19 protein-coding genes are annotated in these 21987 nt (G+C 59.5%); 6 read left to right on the top strand and 13 right to left on the bottom strand.

Features of this window, described 5'->3' with window-relative positions; all coding sequences use genetic code 11:
- Window positions 1-59: 59 nt before the first annotated feature.
- On the bottom strand, window positions 60-2894 hold the full coding sequence (uvrA, locus tag ACRRSD_RS12060; RefSeq protein ID WP_435038200.1) for an excinuclease ABC subunit UvrA: 2835 nt from the start codon (window positions 2892-2894) through the stop codon (window positions 60-62).
- A gap of 191 nt (window positions 2895-3085) precedes the next feature.
- On the opposite strand from uvrA, the gene ACRRSD_RS12055 reads away from it, so the two are divergent.
- On the top strand, window positions 3086-4483 hold the full coding sequence (locus ACRRSD_RS12055) for an MFS transporter (protein ID WP_435038199.1): 1398 nt from the start codon (window positions 3086-3088) through the stop codon (window positions 4481-4483).
- Window positions 4484-4492: 9 nt separating this feature from the next.
- Window positions 4493-5017, top strand: a complete 525-nt coding sequence (locus ACRRSD_RS12050) for a single-stranded DNA-binding protein (protein WP_008081898.1) — start codon at window positions 4493-4495, stop codon at window positions 5015-5017.
- A 107-nt stretch (window positions 5018-5124) separates the two neighbouring features.
- On the opposite strand, the gene ACRRSD_RS12045 is transcribed toward ACRRSD_RS12050, so the two are convergent.
- From ACRRSD_RS12045 to ACRRSD_RS12015, 7 genes are all read right to left on the bottom strand, one after another.
- Window positions 5125-6282: a glutathionylspermidine synthase family protein gene (locus ACRRSD_RS12045; protein WP_435038198.1), complete on the bottom strand. Its 1158-nt coding sequence runs from the start codon at window positions 6280-6282 to the stop codon at window positions 5125-5127.
- Between the two features lie 2 nt (window positions 6283-6284).
- Complete coding sequence (locus ACRRSD_RS12040; RefSeq protein ID WP_435038197.1) at window positions 6285-6977, bottom strand: DUF1190 domain-containing protein; 693 nt, start codon at window positions 6975-6977, stop codon at window positions 6285-6287.
- A 17-nt stretch (window positions 6978-6994) separates the two neighbouring features.
- Window positions 6995-7420 (bottom strand): DUF350 domain-containing protein, encoded by a 426-nt coding sequence (locus ACRRSD_RS12035; RefSeq protein WP_134177756.1) that lies wholly within the window; start codon window positions 7418-7420, stop codon window positions 6995-6997.
- A gap of 15 nt (window positions 7421-7435) precedes the next feature.
- Entirely contained in the window at window positions 7436-8086 is a 651-nt protein-coding gene (locus tag ACRRSD_RS12030) for a DUF2491 family protein (RefSeq protein ID WP_435038196.1), read from the bottom strand.
- A gap of 198 nt (window positions 8087-8284) precedes the next feature.
- Window positions 8285-8983 (bottom strand): PspA/IM30 family protein, encoded by a 699-nt coding sequence (locus tag ACRRSD_RS12025; RefSeq protein ID WP_435038195.1) that lies wholly within the window; start codon window positions 8981-8983, stop codon window positions 8285-8287.
- A gap of 17 nt (window positions 8984-9000) precedes the next feature.
- Complete coding sequence (locus ACRRSD_RS12020; RefSeq protein ID WP_435038194.1) at window positions 9001-9669, bottom strand: YjfI family protein; 669 nt, start codon at window positions 9667-9669, stop codon at window positions 9001-9003.
- A gap of 144 nt (window positions 9670-9813) precedes the next feature.
- Window positions 9814-10368: a cysteine hydrolase family protein gene (locus ACRRSD_RS12015; protein WP_435038193.1), complete on the bottom strand. Its 555-nt coding sequence runs from the start codon at window positions 10366-10368 to the stop codon at window positions 9814-9816.
- Window positions 10369-10469: 101 nt separating this feature from the next.
- Between ACRRSD_RS12015 and ACRRSD_RS12010 the strand changes: the two genes are divergently transcribed.
- The 3 genes from ACRRSD_RS12010 (at window position 10470) to ACRRSD_RS12000 (ending at window position 13609) form a co-directional block, all read left to right on the top strand.
- Window positions 10470-11471, top strand: a complete 1002-nt coding sequence (locus ACRRSD_RS12010) for a GlxA family transcriptional regulator (protein ID WP_435038192.1) — start codon at window positions 10470-10472, stop codon at window positions 11469-11471.
- A 280-nt stretch (window positions 11472-11751) separates the two neighbouring features.
- A complete protein-coding gene (locus ACRRSD_RS12005; RefSeq protein WP_435038191.1) occupies window positions 11752-12861 on the top strand; it encodes a DUF3182 family protein in 1110 nt (369 codons plus the stop codon).
- Window positions 12851-13609, top strand: coding sequence for an alpha/beta hydrolase family protein (locus ACRRSD_RS12000; protein WP_007917206.1), 759 nt, complete (start codon window positions 12851-12853; stop codon window positions 13607-13609). Before ACRRSD_RS12005 ends, ACRRSD_RS12000 begins: the two co-directional genes overlap by 11 nt.
- Before the next feature lie 113 nt (window positions 13610-13722).
- Here the strand turns inward: ACRRSD_RS12000 and ACRRSD_RS11995 are convergent, their stop codons facing one another.
- From ACRRSD_RS11995 to ACRRSD_RS11975, 5 genes are all read right to left on the bottom strand, one after another.
- Window positions 13723-14709 carry a lysylphosphatidylglycerol synthase domain-containing protein gene (locus ACRRSD_RS11995; RefSeq protein ID WP_435038190.1) on the bottom strand — a complete coding sequence of 329 codons (987 nt, stop codon included), beginning with the start codon at window positions 14707-14709 and terminating at the stop codon, window positions 13723-13725.
- The gene (clsB, locus tag ACRRSD_RS11990) at window positions 14706-15980 is read right to left on the bottom strand and encodes a cardiolipin synthase ClsB (RefSeq protein ID WP_435038189.1); all 1275 of its coding nucleotides are present in this window, start codon (window positions 15978-15980) and stop codon (window positions 14706-14708) included. The genes ACRRSD_RS11995 and clsB overlap by 4 nt, the downstream gene beginning before the upstream one ends.
- Complete coding sequence (locus ACRRSD_RS11985; RefSeq protein ID WP_435038188.1) at window positions 15977-16774, bottom strand: endonuclease/exonuclease/phosphatase family protein; 798 nt, start codon at window positions 16772-16774, stop codon at window positions 15977-15979. Before ACRRSD_RS11985 ends, clsB begins: the two co-directional genes overlap by 4 nt.
- Window positions 16771-17697 (bottom strand): DUF72 domain-containing protein, encoded by a 927-nt coding sequence (locus tag ACRRSD_RS11980; protein WP_435038187.1) that lies wholly within the window; start codon window positions 17695-17697, stop codon window positions 16771-16773. The genes ACRRSD_RS11985 and ACRRSD_RS11980 overlap by 4 nt, the downstream gene beginning before the upstream one ends.
- Window positions 17698-18524: 827 nt before the next feature.
- On the bottom strand, window positions 18525-19667 hold the full coding sequence (locus tag ACRRSD_RS11975) for an IS481 family transposase (protein WP_435038186.1): 1143 nt from the start codon (window positions 19665-19667) through the stop codon (window positions 18525-18527).
- A 177-nt stretch (window positions 19668-19844) separates the two neighbouring features.
- Here ACRRSD_RS11975 and ACRRSD_RS11970 point away from each other — a divergent pair, with 177 nt between their 5' ends.
- Complete coding sequence (locus ACRRSD_RS11970; protein ID WP_435038185.1) at window positions 19845-21941, top strand: mechanosensitive ion channel family protein; 2097 nt, start codon at window positions 19845-19847, stop codon at window positions 21939-21941.
- Window positions 21942-21987 lie beyond the last annotated feature (46 nt).

The raw sequence follows: 21987 nt of genomic DNA, 5'->3' as shown, positions 1-21987 counted from the left end.
AAGATATGAAAAAGCCCCTGTTACTGATGAAGTAACAGGGGCTTTTTCATGCCTGGCGTTTAAGCCCGATCACGGATCAGCAACGGCTTGAGGTAATGGCCGGTGTGAGATTGCTTCATCTCGGCCACGTCTTCAGGTGTGCCGGTGGCAATGATCTGGCCACCTTTTGACCCACCCTCCGGCCCGAGATCGACCAGCCAGTCGGCAGTCTTGATCACGTCGAGGTTGTGCTCGATCACCACCACAGTGTTGCCGTGGTCGCGCAGGCGATGCAGGACGTCGAGCAATTGCTGGATATCCGCGAAGTGCAAACCGGTGGTCGGCTCATCGAGGATGTACAGGGTCTTGCCGGTGTCACGCTTGGACAGCTCTCGCGACAGCTTGACCCGCTGCGCCTCACCACCGGACAACGTGGTCGCCGATTGACCGAGCTTGATGTACGACAGGCCGACATCCATCAGCGTTTGCAGCTTGCGCGCCAGTGCCGGCACCGCGTCGAAGAACACCCGGGCTTCCTCGATGGTCATTTCCAGGGTTTCGTGGATGCTCTTGCCCTTGTATTTGATTTCAAGGGTTTCGCGGTTGTAGCGCTTGCTCTTGCACACATCGCACGGCACGTAGATGTCCGGGAGAAAGTGCATTTCGACCTTGATCAGGCCATCGCCCTGGCATGCTTCGCAGCGACCGCCCTTGACGTTGAACGAGAAACGCCCCGGGCCGTAGCCGCGGGAGCGAGACTCGGGCACGCCGGCGAACAGTTCGCGGATCGGTGTGAACAAGCCGGTATACGTCGCCGGGTTGGAGCGCGGAGTACGGCCAATCGGGCTTTGGTCGATATCGACGACTTTGTCGAGATGCTCCAGGCCTTTGATGCTGTCGTGCGCTGCCGCTTCCAGGGTGGTTGCGCCGTTGAGGGCCGTGGCGCTCAGCGGGAACAGCGTGTTGTTGATCAGTGTCGATTTGCCCGAGCCGGACACGCCGGTGACGCACGTCAGCAGGCCAATCGGGATATCCAGGTCGACATTGCGCAGGTTGTTGCCGCGCGCGCCTTTGAGCGAGAGATTGAGCTTCTTGTTACGCGGCGTACGTTTGGCCGGCACTTCAATCTTCACCCGGCCCGACAGGTATTTGCCGGTCAGGGAATCCGGATGCGCCATGACTTCAGCCGGCGTGCCTTCGGCGACGACCTGACCACCGTGCACGCCGGCGCCCGGTCCGATGTCCACCACATAGTCGGCCAGGCGGATCGCGTCTTCGTCGTGCTCGACAACGATCACCGTGTTGCCGATATCGCGCAAATGCTTGAGCGTGCCAAGCAATCGATCGTTGTCACGCTGGTGCAAGCCAATGGACGGTTCGTCGAGGATGTACAAAACCCCCACCAGGCCCGCGCCGATCTGGCTGGCCAGACGAATCCGCTGCGCCTCGCCACCGGACAAAGTGTCAGCGCTACGATCCAGCGACAAGTAATCAAGCCCGACGTTGACGAGGAACTGCAGACGCTCGCGAATCTCCTTGAGGATCTTGTCCGCGATCTCGCCGCGGCGGCCGGTCATCTTCAGCTCGCCGAAGTACTCGCAAGCATCGCCGATCGGCAGATTGGTCACCGCTGGCAAAGTTTTCTCGCCGACCCACACATGTCGCGCTTCACGACGCAAACGGGTACCTCGGCAATCCGGGCACGACTGAGTGCTGAGGAACTTGGCCAGCTCTTCGCGCACGCTTGCCGACTCGGTCTCGCGGTAGCGGCGCTCAAGATTCGGCACGATGCCTTCGAACGGGTGCGAACGTTTGACGATATCGCCACGGTCGTTCAGGTATTTGAAGTCGACGTTCTGCGAGCCGCTGCCGTGCAGGATGGATTTCTGCTGATCGGCCGGCAGTTCGTTGAATGGCACTTCCAGGCTGAAACCGTAATGCGAGGCCAATGAGCCGAGCATCTGGAAGTAATAGACGTTGCGCCGGTCCCAGCCGCGAATCGCGCCTTCGGCCAGCGTCAGGTCGCCGTTGACTAGTCGCTTGATGTCGAAGAACTGCTTCACCCCCAGGCCATCGCAAGTCGGGCAGGCGCCGGCCGGGTTGTTGAAGGAAAACAGCTTGGGCTCCAGCTCGCTGATCGCATGGCCACAGATCGGGCAGGCGAAGCGCGCGGAGAAGATCATCTCTTCGCCCGGCTCGTCATCCATAGGCGCGACCAGGGCAATGCCGTCCGCCAGTTTCAGCGCAGTCTCGAAGGACTCGGCCAGACGTTGCTGCAAATCGGCGCGGACCTTGAAGCGGTCGACGATCACGTCGATCGAATGCTTCTTCTGTTTATCCAGTTTCGGCAGTTCATCGAGTTCGCAGATGCGGCCGTTGACCCGGGCGCGAACGAAACCTTGGGCGCGCAGCTCTTCGAACACCGAGAGGTGTTCACCTTTACGCTCGCGGATCACCGGGGCCAGCAACATCAGTTTGCTGCCTTCCGGTTGCGCCAGCACCAGATCGACCATCTGGCTGACGGTCTGCGCTTCCAGCGGAATATCGTGATCCGGGCAGCGTGGCGTACCGACGCGAGCATAGAGCAGACGCAGGTAGTCGTAGATTTCGGTGATGGTGCCGACCGTGGAGCGCGGGTTGTGCGAGGTCGACTTCTGTTCGATGGAGATCGCCGGCGACAGGCCTTCGATGGTGTCGACGTCGGGTTTTTCCATCATCGACAGGAACTGACGGGCGTAGGCCGAAAGCGATTCGACATAGCGGCGCTGACCTTCGGCGTACAGCGTATCGAAGGCCAGGGACGACTTGCCGGATCCGGACAGGCCGGTGATGACGATCAGTTTGTCCCGTGGCAGGGTCAGGTCGATGTTCTTCAGGTTGTGGGTACGGGCCCCACGTATCAGGATCTTGTCCAAAGTGGCCTCGCTCGGCGGGCGTCGAAAACGTAGGAGTATACGGGCAAATACTGGATGGATGCACACTATCAAGCAAAGGGCTTTTTGCCTTACATGAAGAGAGTTTCATCTATACGCGTCATAGCGTCGCGATATACCCCGTCTTTCGATGGGACTGGTAGAATCGCCGCCGGTTCACACGAGGTTTTTCCATGCACGATCCCCACAGCGAACGCATGAGTGGCAGCGAGACCCGCGCGGCGAGCGGTCTGGCCCTGGTGTTCGCCTTCCGTATGCTTGGCATGTTCATGGTGTTGCCGGTACTGGCGACCTATGGCATGGATCTGGCGGGCGCGACCCCGGCCCTGATCGGGTTGGCTATCGGCGCGTACGGCCTGACCCAGGCAATTTTCCAGATTCCGTTCGGGATCATTTCCGACCGCATTGGCCGTCGTCCGGTGATATACCTCGGGCTGATCGTCTTTGCCCTCGGCAGTGTGCTGGCGTCTCAGGCCGACTCGATCTGGGGCGTGATCGCCGGGCGGATCCTGCAAGGTGCCGGAGCGATCTCCGCTGCGGTCATGGCGCTGCTTTCCGACCTGACCCGCGAACAACATCGCACCAAAGCGATGGCCATGATCGGTATGACCATCGGTTTGTCGTTTGCCGTGGCCATGGTCGTCGGGCCTTTGCTGACCCGCGCTTTCGGTCTGTCCGGACTGTTCCTCGCCACCGGTGCCATGGCACTGGTCGGGATTCTGATCATCATGTTCATGGTGCCGCGTTCCACCGGGCCGTTGCAGCATCGTGAATCCGGTGTAGCGCGTCAGGCGCTGATGCCGACGCTGAAGCATCCAGACTTGCTGCGCCTCGATTTAGGTATCTTTGTGTTGCATGCGATGCTGATGTCGAGCTTCGTCGCCTTGCCCCTGGCGCTGGTGGAAAAAGCCGGTTTGCCCAAGGAACAGCACTGGTGGGTCTATCTCACCGCGCTGCTGATCTCGTTCTTCGCCATGATCCCGTTCATCATCTATGGCGAGAAAAAACGCAAAATGAAACGAGTTTTGCTCGGCGCCGTCCTGACGCTGATGCTGACTGAGCTATTCTTCTGGCAGTTCGGCGACAGCCTGCGGGCTCTGGTGATCGGTACGGTGGTGTTCTTCACCGCGTTCAATCTGCTGGAGGCTTCATTGCCGTCGCTGATCAGCAAGGTTTCACCGGCGGGCGGGAAGGGCACGGCCATGGGCGTGTATTCCACCAGCCAGTTTCTCGGTTCGGCACTCGGCGGGATACTCGGCGGCTGGCTGTTTCAGCATGGCGGTCTGTCGGTTGTGTTCCTTGGATGTGCCGGGCTGGCTGCACTTTGGTTGGCCTTTGCTGTTACCATGCGTGAACCTCCCTACGTGACGAGCCTGCGCTTGCCGTTGTCGCCCGAAGCGATCCGCGAAGCGGGTCTGGTCGAGCGCCTCAAGGCCCTCGTAGGGGTAACCGATGCAGTGATAGTTGCTGACGAAGCGGCTGTTTACATCAAACTGGACAAAGAATTAGTGGATCGCGACACCCTCGAACGCCTGGTGAACAACCCGGCCGGGGCTGCTTGCGAAGCCTAGGAGAACGTTATGGCCCGTGGGGTTAACAAAGTCATATTGGTCGGCACTTGCGGCCAGGATCCCGAAGTTCGCTACCTGCCTAACGGTAACGCCGTGACCAACCTGAGTCTGGCCACCAGCGAACAATGGACCGACAAGCAAACCGGTCAGAAGGTCGAGAAGACCGAATGGCATCGCGTTTCGATGTTCGGCAAGGTTGCCGAAATCGCTGGCGAATACCTGCGCAAGGGTTCGCAGGTGTACATCGAAGGCAAGCTGCAGACCCGCGAGTGGGAAAAAGACGGTATCAAGCGTTACACCACTGAAATCGTGGTCGACATGCAAGGCACCATGCAACTGCTCGGCGGCCGTCCACAACAGGGCGACCAACAAGGCGGTGGCAACAACTACCAGCAGTCGGCTCCGGCTCCTCGCCAGCAGGCTCCGCGCCCGCAGCAGTCGGCTCCGCAACAGCGTTCGGCCCCGGCGCCACAGCAGGCCGCACCGCAACCGGCTCCGGATTTCGACAGCTTTGATGACGATATTCCGTTCTGATTCGCTGTTGTAACCGCTGCAAATAAAAAGGCCCGTCGCTTAAACGACGGGCCTTTTTTGTATGCAAAAAATCTGTTGTTACCTCAAATGCCTGTGGGAGCAGTGGTTCAGTCGAGAATCAGATGCGGCAGAAACCGGCTGGAGTCTTTGGTGATCAGGCTGTTGTCTTCCCGTACACCAATCCCCGCTGCCTCATCGCCAATCACCCAGGAACCGATCAGCGTGTAGCTGTCGCCAAACTTCGGCAACGGCGCAAACTCCTGCAGGATAAATGGCGCATCCGTGTAGGGCCCGTCCTCTTTGACGATCAGACCGTCAGCCGTTTGCAATTCAATGTTCGCGCCTTCGCGGGAAAAGTACGGCTTGCGTACCCAGCCCTTGGGCACGGCGCTGGCCGGGTTCGGGTCGAGATGCGCCGCCAGCAGATTCGGATGGCCCTTGTGCTGCTCCCACAACAACGGCAACGCGCCCTTGTTCGACAGAATCGCCTTCCACGCCGGTTCGAAAAACTGTGTGTCAGACTCGGCAATCGCTACGCCGAACGGCTCGTGGAAGATGAATTCCCAGGCATGCAGCTTGAACAGATGCGGGATCCAGCGATCTTCCAGGTCGACGAAACGCCCTTCAGCCGTCAAACCGATGTCTTCGATATCGATGTGCCGCGATTCGATGCCGACCTTCTCGGCGATCAGCCGCAGATAATCCGTGGTGCCCTTGTCTTCGACCGAGTCTTTCATCGAGGCGAAGTAGAACGGCCGCTTCAGTTGTAATTCGGCGAAGGCCTTATGCAACTGGGTGTCGATGCTGTTGAACTGGTCAGCATGACGCGGCAGTGTGCCGCGCTCGATGCATTGTTCCAGCCATCCCCACTGGAACGCCGCCGCTTCATAAAGACTGGTCGGCGTGTCGTAGTTGAGTTCCAGCAGTTTTGCCGGGCCGTTGCCGCTGTAGGAAAAGTCCATGCGCCCGTACAGATGCGGATGACCTTCCAGCCAGGAAGTACGGATCATGTCGTAGTACGGCGCCGGAATGCTCAGGCGATCCAGCAGTTCTTCGCTGTGCACCACACGGTCGACCAGGTCCATGCACATCTCATGCAGTTCGGTGGTCGGGTCCTCAAGATCGTTTTCGATTTGCGCGAGTGTGAACTGGTAGTACGCGCTTTCGTCCCAGTACGGCTCGTCATCGATGGTGTGGAACATGAAGCCGAGGCTTTCGGCAGTCTGCTTCCAGTCGGGCCGCTCGGCGCAGAGGATCTTCTTCATCGTCAGCTGCTCGAACGACCGGAACTGCTGCCCCAACCACCCCAGCCGCTACGGGCACTGGACTGGCTGCCGAAGCCGCCGCGTGATGTCGAAGAAGCCACGTTGACCGGTTTGCTTTTGCTGCTTTCGTAATCCGTTTGGCTGCGCGTCGTGGTTTCGGCTCTGCGGTACTGCGTCGAGGTGTTGTACGGCTGGCGCGTTTCGCGATCGCGGTAAACCGTGCGCTCGGCGTTGTTGCTCATCGCGTTGCCGATCAGCCAACCGGTCAGCCAGCCGTTGCCGCCACCGCCACCGCTGGAGACGTGCGAAGTGCTTTGCACATTCTGCGCCGTTGCATTACCGGCGGGCATTTGGGCATTGGCGATGGCGTCGAGGTTCTGCGCCGGCTCGCCTTCCTGCGGCACTTTGAAGCCGCCGAGTTTCGGCACGAAGCGGCCGTCGGAGTTCTTCTGGCACCAGTCAGCGGCGAAATCTGCGTCGCACTTGGCCTTGGCGTCGTACGCTGGGGCGATGCGCCGGTGTTCGGTCAGGGCGGCGACGTAAGCGTTGGAGCAGACATCGGCGGCCACTTCGGCGTCGACACACTGTTCCACATTCTGGAAATTGCGTGGTTGATCCGCGGCTGTTGCCTGGCCGGAAATGGCCATCGCCACCGAGGCGGCGAGGGACAACTGAACGTATTTGCTGCGTTTCATCTAAGGCTTCCTGCCGATCAGTTGGACGGTGTCATGCACGCGGCATTGAGCATGCCGACGCTGATCGCGACTGCAGCAACATAGATGCCCGAAGCCACTTCGCCGTTGGCGATGCGTTGCGATGTGCCTTTGAGCACCAGGCCCGTGGCGAGGAATGACAGCAGTTGCACCACCGCGGCAATCACTGCCCAGAGCACGAAGTCGAGGACATTGACCGAAAACGCAATCACGTTACTGGCCGGAATCGCGAAGCCGATGATCGCGCCGGCCAAGGCGATGGCGGCGGCAACGTTGCCGGAGCGAATCAGCTCGAACTCCTTGTGCGGCGTGATGCGCGTGTAGACGAATTGAAACAGCATGAACAGCAGTACGGCGCCGATGAGGTAGACGACGAAACCGACCAGTGCGGTTTTGTTCAGGGAAACGGCCAGCACTTCCAGCATGAAAAACTTCCTTTTTTAAATGGTGCTCAGATCTGTCGTGTACAGCGAAATGCCCAGCGAGGTGCTCAGGCTGACGGTGCCTTCTTCATCCTGTTCGACGGAGAACAGCAGCAGTTCGCGGCGATCGGTCAGGCCGGTCTCGCGCGCATAAAGCATGGAGTGGTGTTCGATGGTGTAGCTTTCGTCCGGATTGACCACTTGTTCGGTCATCGGTACCAATTCGGTCTGGCCTTGTTCGGTGCCCCACTCGCGGGTGTATTCGACACCGTCGTGGGTGTAGGTCGGCAGGCCGATAGCGCTATCAGGGCCGGCCAGGCGCTGCAGTTCGGCGTCACTATTGACCGTCACGTAACTGAGGTAATTGAACAGCGTGACCGATTCGATCTGATCTTCACCGGTGACGTGGATCTGTAGCCAGAAATCCTCGTCGTTCATGTAATAGCGGTGCAGTTTGTTCGACTGGCCGAGGTCGACCCAGCCGTGGCTCCAGATCGCTTGATCGAAGGGCACGCGTACCGTGGTCGAGCCGTCGAGCAACAGCGCCAGGGTCGTATCGAACCTGACAGCCTTGCCTTGGGCCATACCGAGTGGGCCACTGGCAACGGTCGGTGTTGGCGCAGCGGTCTGCCAGTTGCTGGTGCCCAGCAAGTCTTTAAACCATCCCATGGGTACGTTCCTTGAAGCGGGTGGAGGTGTTCGTCGGCGAAAAAACGTCGCTAGTGTACCGGGCTGAGCGTTCAACAACACGCCACAAACCATGTGGGAGCGAGCCTGCTCGCGAAAGCGTCATGTCAGCTGACTCATATGCCGACTGATATTCCGTCTTCGCGAGCAGGCTCGCTCCCACAGGTTTTGTGCAAACGCTTACTGAGCGGACTTTTGCTTCAGGCGCTCAAGGATCGCATTGGCGCTGCCTTCGTTCGGCGTGATGCCGGCGTCGCGCAGTTTGCGTTCCAGGTCGTTGCCGGTCGAGGCGTCAGCCAGCTCGTCCGCAGCGCTGAGTTCAGCCGCGCGCTGCTGCTGCTTGGCTTGCAGACGGTTCAACGTACCGACGGCGGTTTCCAGTTTGCCATTGGCGCCACCGCTGGCAATGGAGGCGCTGACCTGGGCTTTCTGCACGCTTTCACGGGCCTTGGCCATGTCCACTTGCTGGCGCAGGCTCTTGATCCGCGACTCGGCTTTGCTGATGTCCTTGCGCATGTTTTCGGCGTAAATGCCGAACTCGTCGCTCTGTTTTTTCTCAACATCCAGCTCGTTGGTCAGAGTCGAAATCGCTTCGGCTACTTCCAGTGCCAGATCTTCACGGCCGGCGTTCAGCGCCGAGACGGCTTTGGCTTCCAGATCCTTGATCTTGGCGTCGTACTCGCTTACGCGGTCGGCGGCCAGTTTGTGCTTGGCCATGATGGTGACCAGCTCGCGACGGGCGTTCGACAGCGCGCTATCGGCATCGCGGATTTCCTGGTCGAGGATGCGCAGAGCCTGTTGGTCCGCGATCGCTTCGCCGACTTCATTGGCGCCGCCGCGCAGTGCGGTGAACAACTTGCTCCAGATGGACTGAGTCATTGGATATTCCCTGTTGATTACTTGAAGAAGTGTTCGAAGGCTTCACTCGCGCGCTGCACGTTGTCGACCAGGGTTTTCACCTCGGTGACGACGTTGGTCAGGCTCGAGTCGGCGCTGAGGGCGCCAAACATGTTGTAAACGGTCTGCCCGTTCGGCATCGACTCGATCCCGATCGACGACAGCGGGAACATTTCCCGGCTGCGCAACACGGCATCGTTGAAGGCTGCTACGTCCGAGATCGAGTCGATGTCCACCAACACGGTGTCGACGATGATCTGCTGGCCGGCCAGGGCGATGTGAATCGGCAGACCGCCGAATTCGTTCATTTCCAGCTTGATGCTGGGTTCGGAGCTCTGGATCAGCGACAGCGTGATCTCTTGCGAAGCCACCTCGTCCAGGGCCTTGAGGGCGTTGAAGAGGCTATCGATGGTCCAGTTGTTGCCTGCGCTCATGTAATTCTCCGACATGAAAGAGCCAGCCAGAATCGGTTGGCGTAGCTGTTGCTCCATTTGCTTGAGCAAGCTTCGGTTTTCGGGAAGCACCCAAGTTTCGTGTTTTACATAACCGGCAGCGGCCAGGCCCGCGCGCATCTGCTTCATATAGAAGCTCGACGGTTTTTTCGTGGACGCTTTCGCACGCTCTCCCTTGTGGCTCTCTGATTTCGCGGTGGGGGAACGGCTTTTCATGGCAATGGCTCGGTTATGGGCATCTCACGCGTGAGCCACACTACAACCAATTCAAAGTGCCATCAATGGCTCACGCGTGAGATTTTTATGACAGACAAAAAAAGACCCGCAGAAAGGCGGGCCTGGTTTTTTGCAGAATATGACTCAGCGTTTGGCGGCGATAAATTCGTCAGTGGACACCACGCTGGCGTAGGCGAACCCCAGTGCCGACATGAAGGCAGCATGGACGTGGGCGGCCGGTACCGTCAGGCCGTTGAACTCCAGGTCACGGCTGGCGCAGGCGTCGTGAATCACCGTGACGGCATAACCCAGATCCGCTGCAGCACGGGTAATGCCGTCAACGCACATGTGGCTCATGCTGCCGACCACCACCAGTTCCTTGATGCCTTGTGCGTCGAGGATCGCTTGCAGTTCGGTTTCGCGGAACGAGTTGACGAAGTGTTTGAGTACCACTGGCTCGTCAGCGCGGTTGAGCACTTTCGGATGCAGCTTGGCGCCGTCCGAACCCGGGGTGAAAAACGGCGCGTCCGCTGAGGTGAATTCGTGGCGAATGTGTACCACCGAATCGCCGGCCTCGCGGAACGCGGCGATCAGCCGGGCGGCGTTGTCGGCAGCGGCGTCGGCACCGGCCAGCGGCCACTTGCCTTGGGGGAAGTAGTCGTTCTGGATATCGACTACGATGAGCGCTTGCTTGGCCATGGGTGTGTCCTCGATGTGTTGACTGGAAGTGGCTTCAGTATTGGCGCTGGCCAGCGATTCGAGGATTGGCCGCACCGACAATAGACAGGGGAAAACTGACAATGGGCGCAGAAAGGGCCGCCGTCGCTGAATTGGGCGTGCTGATCTATCCGGGCGCGCAAATGGCGGCGGTGCACGGTTTGACCGATCTGTTTGCGGTGGCCAACCGGATTGCCGCCGAGCATCAGGCGGCGCAACTGCCATTGTTGCGGGTGAGTCATTGGCAGGTCGAGGGCGATCAGCCGCCAACGCGCACTTACGACAGTCATGCGGGTAACGACAGCGCTTTGCTGGCGGTGCTGATTCCGCCATCGATCGGCGGGTTCTCGGCGGCGCAAGCACCGGCCAGCCTGATGCAATGGTTACGCGCTCAGCATGCCAACGGGGCAACGCTGGGCGGGGTTTGCGTAGGCTCGCTGATGTTGGCTGAAAGCGGTCTGCTCGACGGCCGCAGCGCCACCACCCACTGGACCTCGGCCAAGGCCTTTGCCGAGCGTTACCCGAAAATCAAGCTCAAGGCTGATACGCCGATTGTCGATGACGGCGACCTGATCACCACGGCCGGATTGATGGCTTGGTCGGAACTGGGATTACGTCTGGTCGACAGGTTGCTCGGGCCGAGCATTGCCACCGGCACCGCGCGATTTCTGGTGATAGAGCACAGTGACAGCGCCAGTGAGTGCGGGAGTAATTTCGCGCCGATTCTCGGGCATGGCGATGCGGCGATTCTCAAGGTTCAGCACTGGCTGCAAAGCACCGGCGCAACAGATGTTTCGTTGATGGCGATGGCTGAGCGGGCAGGCCTGGAGGAGCGCACGTTTCTGCGCCGGTTCCGCGCGGCGACCGGGCTGAAACCCACCGAATACTGCCAGCACCTGCGGGTCGGCAAGGCGCGGGAAATGCTTGAGTTCAGCAATGGCACGATTGATCACATTGCGTGGACGGTGGGCTATCAGGATCCGGGGGCGTTTCGTGCAATTTTCAGGAAGATCACCGGGCTGGCGCCGAGTGATTATCGGGCGCGGTTTGGAGTGTCCCCAAACCTGAAAGCATCCATTACCTAATGTGGGAGCGAGCTTGCTCGCGAAAGCGGTGGGGCAGTAAGTTAGATGTCGACTGACACGACGCCTTCGCGAGCAAGCTCGCTCCCACATTGAACTCCATAGGATGATAGATCGTGCAATTTGCCGGGGTTTTGCACGCCGTCGTGCAGATTGAAACAGGCGTGATGCCAGCACGATTCTGGCAAGTTTCTGATTGGACTGGAATTTTTGTGGAGCGGCCGTTGGCCTGATCTCTGCACCTCTCACCGCTACAGTCATCGAACCGATGGAAGGGGAGCGCATGACCCCGACACCTCGCAGGAAAATCGTCGTCGCCCACTCGGTGCGTCCCGACGCGCCACAACATGAAGTACAGACCAACAAAGCGCTGGCCCGCTGGCTGGCGCAGATTCTCGGGTGCAAGTTCGGCGGCAGCTATGACGCTGAAAAACACCAGGGTCGTGATCTGTATTTACTACCGACGCAAACCATTGTCGGCCCGGCCAGCGCTCACGCACTCGGCATCAAGGGACCGGAGGATCTGTGGGGCGGGTTCGTCGAGCACGACTTCATCTGCACCAAAGCCATTAGCCACGGCCTACGCAGTCATCTGGCTCATGCACCGCAAGGCTGGTCGCCATTATTTTCCGAGCGCGTGCGTAACGTGGTGCTCGATGGCCTCAGCGTGTTTGCGCTGGACGATGCGCGGCCTGCTGCCGAGCACTTGCTGTACAGCGGCCCGATCCGCTTGAAGCCGGTTCACGCCTGCGCCGGCCGTGGCCAAGAAGTGATCAAAAGCCTGGATGCCTTCGACGAAATCCTTACCCGCCCCGGCATTGAAAAACAGTTCAGCGAGGGTGTGGTGCTGGAACAGGACTTGAGTGACGTTGTCACCCACAGCGTCGGCCAGTCATTCATCGGCGATAAGGTGCTGAGCTACTGCGGTGATCAATACTTGACCAACGATGCCCACGGCGAAGACGTGTACGGCGGCTCGAATCTGCTGGTGGTGCAGGGTGACTATGACGAACTGCTGAAGTTGGACCTGCCCGACGATGTGCGTCTGGCCATTGAGCAGGCGCAGGTTTTCGACGCTGCCGCCGATGAGGCTTATCCGCGCTTTTATGCTTCGCGGCGCAATTACGACATTGCCCAGGGCCTGGACAGCAATGGCAAATCCCGCAGCGGCGTGCTCGAACAATCCTGGCGCATGGGCGGTGCCAGCAGTGCTGAAGTCGCGGCGCTGCAAAGCTTCGTCAACGATCCGGGAATGCGCGCGATTCGTGTGTCTTCGGTGGAAACCTACGTTGATCAGCCGCTGCCTGCGAACGCCATCGAGGTCTATCGCGGCCCGGCTGAGAACAGCGACTTTCTCCTCAAATACGTAACGGTCCAATCCTATGACGGCTAGAAGCGAAAGCATTCAAATCGACATTGATGATGAACAGATGAGCGGGACCTTTCTCAGTCCCAAATCGAAAGTACCGGGGGTGTTGTTTGTGCACGGTTGGGGCGGTAGTCAGGAGCGCGATCTCGAGCGTGCCAAAGGCATTGCCGGTTTGGGCTGTGTGTGTCTGACCTTCGACTTGCGCGGGCACACCGGCGGTACCGGAATTCCGCTGACGCGCGTGACTCGCGAAGACAATCTGCGTGATTTGCTCGCGGCGTATGACCGCTTGCTGGCACATCCGGCGTTGGACACCTCGGCGATTGCCGTGGTCGGCACCAGTTATGGTGGTTACCTGGCCGCCATCCTCACTTCGCTGCGCCCGGTGCGCTGGCTGGCGCTGCGGGTGCCGGCGCTGTATCGCGACGAGCAATGGCACACGCCCAAGCGTGAGCTGGACAAGGCCGATTTGCGCGATTACCGCAGCACGCTGGTGCGCGCGGACACCAATCGGGCATTGCATGCCTGTTCGCAATTCACCGGCGATGTGTTGCTGGTGGAATCGGAAACCGACGATTACGTGCCTCATGCGGCGATCATGAGTTATCGCGCAGCGTGCCAGCAGACCCATTCACTGACGCATCGGATTATCGACGGCGCCGATCATGCGTTGAGCGAACCGGTGTCGCAGCAGGCGTACACCTCGATTCTGGTGGACTGGATTACCGAGATGGTCGTGGGCGAACGGTTGAGCATTATTCAATCCGCATAATCTGTGTTGTTCTCCCGGGCGCTTTCGCGAGCAGGCTCGCTCCCACATTTGGAAGGCATTCAACCTGTGGGAGCGAGCCTGCTCGCGAAGAGGGCATCCGCCTCAACAAACCTTCAGGACGGTTTCTTCTCTATTCGAAGCGCCTTGGCCTTGGCTTCAACCACCAGATACATCACCACCGTGATCAACAACGGCAACAGAAAGTAAATCGCCCGATACGCCAGCAATCCCGCCACCAGACTGCCGCGCGAAGCCTCGTGTTGCAGCAGTGCCACGAACACCGCCTCCAGCACCCCAAGGCCCGCCGGAATGTGCGTGATGACCCCGGCAATCGCACTGATCAGCAACACGCCCAGCACCAACGGATAATCGAGCTTGCTCGGCAGCAAGGTAAAAATTACCGCCGCCATCAACGACCAGTTCAATGCGCCTAACAGCAGTTGCAGGACCGCCATGCGCAACGACGGCAGATTGATTTCCACCCCGCGAATCGACCACTCGCGGCGCTTGGAAAACTGACACGCCGCGAGATAGCCGGCGCTGGTCAGCAGCAACAACACACCAATGCCTTGCAACGCATCACTGCTGACTTTCCAGCCCGGCGGCATGCTCACCAAGCCGCTGCTGAACACCACGCCGGCAATGGTCATGTAGCCGAACCAGTTGGTCGCCAAGCTTAAGCCGAGAATTTTGGCGATATTGCTTTTGCTCACGCCGAGGCGTGAATACAAGCGATAGCGCATGGCGATACCACCGACCCAGGCGCTGAGATTGAGATTGAACGCGTAACTGATGATCCCCACCGGCAGGATCTGTTTCCAGGTCAGGTCCTGCCGAATGTAGGTGCGGCCGATCAGGTCAAAACTGGCGTAGGTGAGAAAGCTCAGCAAGGTCACGCCAGCGGCGATGATCAACGTGCGCACCTTGAAGTCGGCCAGGGTTTGCAGGACTTCGGCCCATTCGATGCGCGTGGCGAACATTGTCAGCAAGACGATCAGGGCGAGGAAAAACAGCAGGGTCAACGGACGCTTCCAGCGGCTCCATTTCGACGGGTTCGCTGGCGCTGCATGGCTGCTCGAATGCACGTCGGAATGGCTCATGGCGTGGTCCCTCGAAATGGCTTGAGCCGTGGTTTATGCGCCGGCAGCCAACCGGCCATCGCCGGGAAATGCCGCAAAAAGTGAAACACCAGAAAACCCACGGTCATGTGCCAGATCCGCCCACGCGGGGACTTGCTGGCGTCCATGGCTTTGCAGTGATTTTGGCTGAGGTCGTCGAGGCGCTCGAACAGATGCTGATTGAACGCGCGGTCGCGGATCAGCACGTTGGCTTCCAGGTTGAGCGACAGGCTCAGCGGGTCGAGATTGCTGGAACCGACCGTGCTCCACTCCTCGTCCACCAGCGCGACTTTGCCGTGCAGCGGGCGCTGGCAGTATTCGTGAATCTGCACGCCGGCCTTGAGTAGGTAGTCGTAGGTCATCCGTGCGGCGAGTTTGGCCACCAGCATGTCCGGTTGCCCCTGCAGAATCAGGCGTACCTCGACCCCGCGACGGGCGGCGTTACGGATTTCCCGCAGCAAGCGATAACCGGGGAAGAAGTAGGCATTGGCAATCACTACTCGGCGTTTGGCCCGGCGCAGCACCTGCAAATACACGTCTTCGATGTCGGTGCTGTGTTGGTCGTTGTCGCGGAACACCAGACGCACCTGACCGTCGTGATCGGTGAAGGCCATTTCTGCGCGACGCTGGCGCCGGCGTTGCCACCAGAACCGCGCTCGGCCCGGCCGACCACTTTGCAGCAGGGCGAAATGATGGATGTCGGCGACCGCCGGGCCCTGAATTTCCACCGAATAGTCCTGTTTGGCCTCGGGGCCGAAATCCGCCAGGTGGTCGCCGGAAAAGTTGATCCCGCCAATAAACGCGATCAGGCCGTCGACCACCACGATCTTGCGGTGCAAACGGCGGAACCAGTTGGTGCGGATGCCCAGGTGTTTCGGTGCCGGATCGAAGATTTGCAGATGCACGCCGGCCTCGCTCAACGCAGTGAGATAACCGGTAGTCAACTCGCCGCAACCAAAGCCGTCGAGGCTGACCGTGGTGCGCACGCCACGCCGGGCGGCGTCGATCAGAATTTCCTGTAACTCGGCACCGACCTTGTCTTCGAAAACGATAAAGGTCTCGAGGAGGATTTCACTTTTCGCCGCGCGCATCGCTTCAAACACACGCGGGAAATACTCCTCACCGTTTTCCAGCAACTCGACGCGATTACTGCCCTGCCAGCGGTACTCGACATCAACCTGGCCGGGCTGGCGTATCGGCGGGTTGACGGTGATCGGTTCCACGGCGGATTTCTCCAGCGGCGCGCTGCTCATAGTTCGATCTCTACCGATAAAGGAACGTGGTCGGAAAGGTGCGACCAGGGCCGGTTCGCCAGAACTTTCGGCTGGCTGGCCTTGAGGTTGCGCACGTAAATGCGATCAAGCCGCAGCGCCGGCAAACGCGCTGGAAAACTGCGCGCCGGTTTGCCCAGGTGCTCGGCGAACACTTCGCGCAGGCCGCAGGGTTTGAGCTGCGCGTCGGCGCGCTGGCGCCAGTCGTTGAAATCGCCCGCGACGATCACCGGTGCATCGTCTGGCAACTCCGCCAGGCGTTGCATGAGCAAATCCAGTTGGGCATTGCGATGACTTTCGCGTAGGCCCAGATGCACGCAGATCGCATGCACTTCGGTGCCGTCACCCGGCAGGCGCAGCACGCAATGCAGCAGGCCGCGGTTCTCGTGGCCGTTGATCGACACGTCGAGGTTGTCGTGACGGATGATCTGGAATTTCGACAGCAACGCGTTGCCGTGATCGCCCTCCGGGTACACCGCATTGCGTCCATAGGCGAACTGCGGCCAGAGGCTGTCGGCGAGGAATTCGTATTGCGGCATCGTCGGCCAATTGTTGTAGCGCTTGGGATGCTGTTCGTGGGTGCCGTGGACTTCCTGCAGGAACACCACATCGGCGGCGACGCTGCGCACCGCTTCACGCAATTCTGGAAGAATGAAGCGCCGGTTGAGCGCGGTAAAACCCTTGTGGGTATTGACCGTCAGCACGGTGAAGGTTCGCACTGACGGCGCGACAACGCTGCCCTCATCAGTGAAGCCAACCGGTTCCGGAATGCTCATGGCAGTACCCCTTCGGCAACAGGTTCACCGGGGGCAGTGGCGAGGTCTTTATCCAGTTCAAAACGATGCAGCAGATCGCGCGCGTCATACGGTGCGCGGACTTTGATGTCGTTGTCGAAATAGCAGAACACCTCACGGGATTTGCGCGCGCGCGGCTTCAGGCGTGGAGCGATCAGGTGCGCGTCTTTTGGTTGCTCACCGTGGTGCCAGGCGTCGATGCGTTCGGCCCAGCGCTTGAGGGCTGGTGCGGTGTAGCCGCTGGCGTAGAGTTCTTCGGCGCCGTGCAGGCGCAGGTAGACAAAGTCGCTGGTGAGGTCTTCGCGATACGGCCATTTGTTCGCGGTGTCGGCGATCACCAGTGCCGTGTTGTAGCGTTTCAACAAGCGTACGAACTCCGGGTTAATAAAGCTTTCATTGCGGATCTCCACGGCATGGCGCAGCGGCTTTTTGCGCCAGGCTTTCAGGCTGGCGTGGCCGTGCAGATGAGCATCGTGTTGCCGGGCGAGGGTGGCGGCCGCTTCGGTGTCGTGAGGCAGTAGCGTGAGAAAGTGTTCGAAGCGTTCGGGTTCGAATTTGAAGTTCGGCGGGAATTGCCAGAGGATCGGCCCGAGTTTTTCCTTGAGTTCCAGCACCCCGGAGGCGAAGAAATTGGCTAATGGTTTTTCGATCTCGCGCAAGCGGCGGATGTGGGTGATGAAGCGTGGTGCCTTGACGCTGAAGACGAAGTCGTCGGGCGTTTCCGCATACCACTGCGCATAACGTTCGGGCCGTTGCAACGCATAGAAAGATCCATTGATTTCGATGCTGTTGACCGCCCGCGAAGCGAACTGCAATTCGCGTTTCTGCGCCAGTCCCTCGGGGTAGAAGTCCCCGCGCCACGGTTCGTAGCGCCAGCCGGAAATACCGATGTGAATCGTTGCCATGCCGCCCTCCCGTCGAAAGTCCTCGTGTTGCCGCTATCTCTTGATGACTGCGGGCGGTTCGGGAAAGTTTCGATGGCATTACGGACGGTCACGTCTGCGGCAAAGATCAAAAGCGCTCCCCCTCACCCCAACCCTCTCCCCCAGAGGGGGCGAGGGGGAAGGGAGCAGATCTTCAGGGTTCTCGGGGTTTGAGTTCGACTTGCGAGGGGGAAGGGAGCAGATCTTCAGGGTTCTCGGGGTTTGAGTTCGACTTGCGAGGGGGAAGGGAGCAGATCTTCAGGGTTCTCGGGGTTTGAGTTCGACTTGCGAGGGGGAAGGGAGCAGATCTTCAGGGTTCTCGGGGTTTGAGTTCGACTTGCGAGGGGGAAGGGAGCAGATCTTCAGGGTTCTCGGGGTTTGAGTTCGACTTGCGAGGGGGAAGGGAGCAGATCTTCAGGGTTCTCGGGGTTTGAGTTCGACTTGCGAGGGGGAAGGGAGCAGATCTTCAGGGTTCTCGGGGTTTGAGTTCGACTTGCGAGGGGGAAGGGAGCAGATCTTCAGGGTTCTCGGGGTTTGAGTTCGACTTGCGAGGGGGAAGGGAGCAGATATCCAGGGTTTTCAGGATTCGAGTTCGACTCGCGAGGGGGAAGGGAGGAGATCTTCAGGGACTCGGGGTTGGAGTTCGATTCGCGAGGGATAAGGGAGCTGGTCTTTCCAGAGCTTGAGTTCGACTCCGGGCTCTCAGGTCGACGTCACACTGACATCCAACTCGGTCGGCTCCCTCTCCCTCCGGGAGAGTATGTACCGGAGACATGGTGGACACATGTTCGGAGACATGGTGGACGGTTTTAGATCTTCTTACCTGCCGTGACGATCTGCAAGTTCAAGTCGATTTGGGCGATGCGATGTCTACTCCAGTAGACATCGTGGATGCCGTCCTCCGTCGTTTCCCGGATAGCCACTGACCTCCCGTAAAACGCCTTCCCGACAGTGTATTCACGGTTGCCCCAGTAGATCTCGCCCTTCACCTGAACCTTCCTGACCACATCCCCATCGTCGTACTCCGGCGCCGCCGGTTGCTCCTGATATTCCCGTGGGCTGCTGCTGTAGCGAGTCGCGGGAACCTGCATGTCCAGTGCTTGGTGCGGACGCTTCTGGTTGTAAATCTCACGCCAGATATCAAACGCCCGTTGAGCATCGTCCAGATCGATGAAGAGTTGGCCTTGCAGGACTTCCCTTTTCAGGCTGCGGTGGAAGCGCTCCAGCTTTCCCTGGGTTTGCGGGTGATAAGGTCGGGAGTGGCCGACCTTGATGCCCTGGCTCATCAGCCAGACCTCCAGCGCGGTATAAACGCCGGTCTGGTCACCCCATGGCGAACCGTTGTCCATCGTCATGCGCAGAGGCAGACCATAGAGCCGAAAGGCCCGCATTAGTTGCTCCTGGACGGTTCGGCGCTGCTCATTGGCGCACGCAGCGATGCACAGTGAGAACCGCGAGTGATCGTCCAGTATCGTCAGCGGATGGCAACGCCCCTGAGCCAGGCTGATATGCCCCTTGAAGTCCATCTGCCAAAGATCATTGGGTGCTTCATGCTCGAACCGGATAAACGGTTTGACCTCGGCAGCCTTTGGATCAACGCGCGAATGACGCTGTAAAACCGCATGCACGGTGCTGACAGAGGGCATCACTTTGCCGTCGTCTTCCAACACACGCTTGAGCTTGCGAGCGCCCCAAGCGGCGTACTCCTGACTCACGGTCAAAATCTGCTGCTCAACCTCTTCAGCGCAGCGTTTGGGTGACGTCTTTGGTCGTCGAGACTGATCGATCAACCCTTGCGCACCGAGGTTTTCAAACCTGCTGAGCCATTTGTAGGCAGTGCTTGGGCTGATATTGAATCGACGGCAAAGCTGCCGAACATTGGCCCCTTCTTGCCGAGCCAACAGCACGAATTCTGAACGAAGCTGCACAGTGGACACCTCTTCCCAAGACACAGGCCATCTCCTTCGCGATGAGCAATGTGTCTATTAAAATGTGTCCACCATGTCTCCGAACACCTGTCCACCATGTCTCCGGTACATACAGGGAGAGGGCTGGGGTGAGGGGCTCTTGAACTTGCTGGGCAATTACCGATCAGTTCCTTACAGGTTCAGTCACGGGAGATCGGAGTTTTGCGCAAGTTCAGGATCGCCATTCTGCTGGTAGCATTGCTGTTTCTCGGCGCCAGTGAAATTGACGCCGCCGCATTGCCGGGTGTCCCGGCCGCCGCCGAAGAAGCAGCCAAACCTGAACCGATTGTGCAGGGCGGTCTGCTCGGCGCGATCAGTTCGAGCATCGACGACGTCCAGGACAAACTCGACCTCAACGAACACCTGGTCGACGCCTGGCGCCTGCGCGCCGATCGCGCCGCCGATGAAGTCGACAAACTGGTCAATCAGCCGTCGAACCGCTCGGGCTGGAGCGTCGCCGGGGATTTCCTCTCGTTGTCCGGCACTTGGCTCGGCAGTTTCGCGCTGCTCACCGTGCTCGGCAGTCTGTTGACCAAACGTCTGTGTGAGGGGCGCTGGTTGCGCACCCGTCAGCGCAGTCAGGATCTGATTGGATATTTGCTGCCTTACACCATTCCAGCGCTGATCTGCCTGCCGCTGACCCTCTACGTCAGCCATTTCCTGCATGCTTCGGTAGGCCGCGCGCTGGCACTGTGTCTGGCCTACGCCACCAGCAGCGGCATCTTTTCTACCTCGATGTTGTTGTGCGTGGTGGTGATGTTCAACGTCGGCCATAAACGCCCGGCGGCGCGGATCATCCGCAACTACTGCCCGCGTCCGCTGTTCCTGATCGGCTTTCTCGCCGCCCTCAGCGATGCGCTGACCAGTCCGCAGATCGCCCGGCAACTGGGCGGCAATATCACCAGCAGCGTCGCGGTATTTACTGGCCTGATTGCCTCGGTGATTTTCGGCTTGTTAGTGATCCGATTGCGTCGTCCGGTGGCGCATCTGATCCGCAATCGTTCGCTGAGCCAGCGGCTGAAACAACCCTCGTTGCAGGAGTCGCTGCGGATCTTTTCCGGGCTGTGGTATTGGCCAATCGTGCTGATGGTGCTGGTCTCGGCGGTCAACCTGATCGGTATCGGCGAGGACAATCAAAAGGCCCTGCGCTGCGCGCTGTTCACCACGGTTTTGTTAATCGGCACGGTGTTTCTCAGCACGATCCTGCAGCACTTGTTCAAGTCGCGGAAGGCCGAAGCGATCCAGCGCAGCAGCGCTTACAAGGAGCGTTTTCTCAGTCTGTTGCACGCCTTGCTGCGCATCGTGATCGCCATTGCCTTTATCGATATTCTCGGACGGATCTGGGGCGTATCGCTCCTCGATTTCGCCCAGAGCAGCACAGTCGGACGAGCCATCAGCAACGCGCTTAGCAGCATTGGCCTGATTTTCCTGGTGACGTGGTTGTTGTGGGTGGTGCTCGACACGGCGATTCAGGAAGCGCTGAAGCCGCCGCTCAGCAAACGCGCGGCGCGCCAACCAAGCACGCGGGTGAAAACCATCCTGCCGCTGCTGCGCAATGCAATCAAAATCATCCTCGTGGTGATTTGCGCAATCACCACCATGGCCAACCTTGGGATTAACGTTGCGCCACTGCTGGCCGGTGCCGGGGTGGTCGGTCTGGCCATCGGTTTCGGTTCACAGCAATTGGTGCAGGACGTGATCACCGGGCTGTTCATCATCATTGAAGACACCCTGTCGATTGGTGACTGGGTGGTGCTCGACTCGGGCCATGCCGGCACCGTCGAAGGCCTGACCATTCGTACCCTGCGTCTGCGCGACGGCAAGGGCTTTGTGCACTCGGTGCCGTTCGGCCAGATCAAGGCAGTGACCAACCAATCGCGGCAGTTTGCCTTTGCATTTTTCTCGGTGCAGTTCACCTACGACACGGACGTGGATAAGGCCATCGAGTTGATTCGTGAGACCGGCGATTCGATCCGCGAAGACCCGTTCCTCAAATACAACCTGCAAGGGCCGCTGGATGTGTTTGGCGTGGACAAAATGGATTTGAACGGCGTGGTGCTGACGGCGCAGTTCCGCACGGTGTCGGGCGGGCAGTATGCGGTGAGCCGCGCGTTCAATCAGCGCTTGAAGAAGCTTGTGGATAACAGTCCGGTGGTGCATTTCGCGCAGACTTATCCACAGCAGGTTTTGTTGCCGAAGCGGTCGCCGCAGGAGGGGGAGGTGATTGCGACTGAGGTGCCGCAGGAATCGCGGACTTAACGGCGGGATTTGTGGTGTGAGTATCGGCCCCTTCGCGAGCAAGCTC

Origin of the sequence: Pseudomonas neuropathica, assembly GCF_051174785.1 — a bacterium.
GTDB lineage: Bacteria > Pseudomonadota > Gammaproteobacteria > Pseudomonadales > Pseudomonadaceae > Aquipseudomonas > Aquipseudomonas neuropathica_A.
The sequence above is the reverse complement of the archived record's forward strand: the minus strand, read 5'-3'. Positions and strand labels throughout refer to the sequence as shown.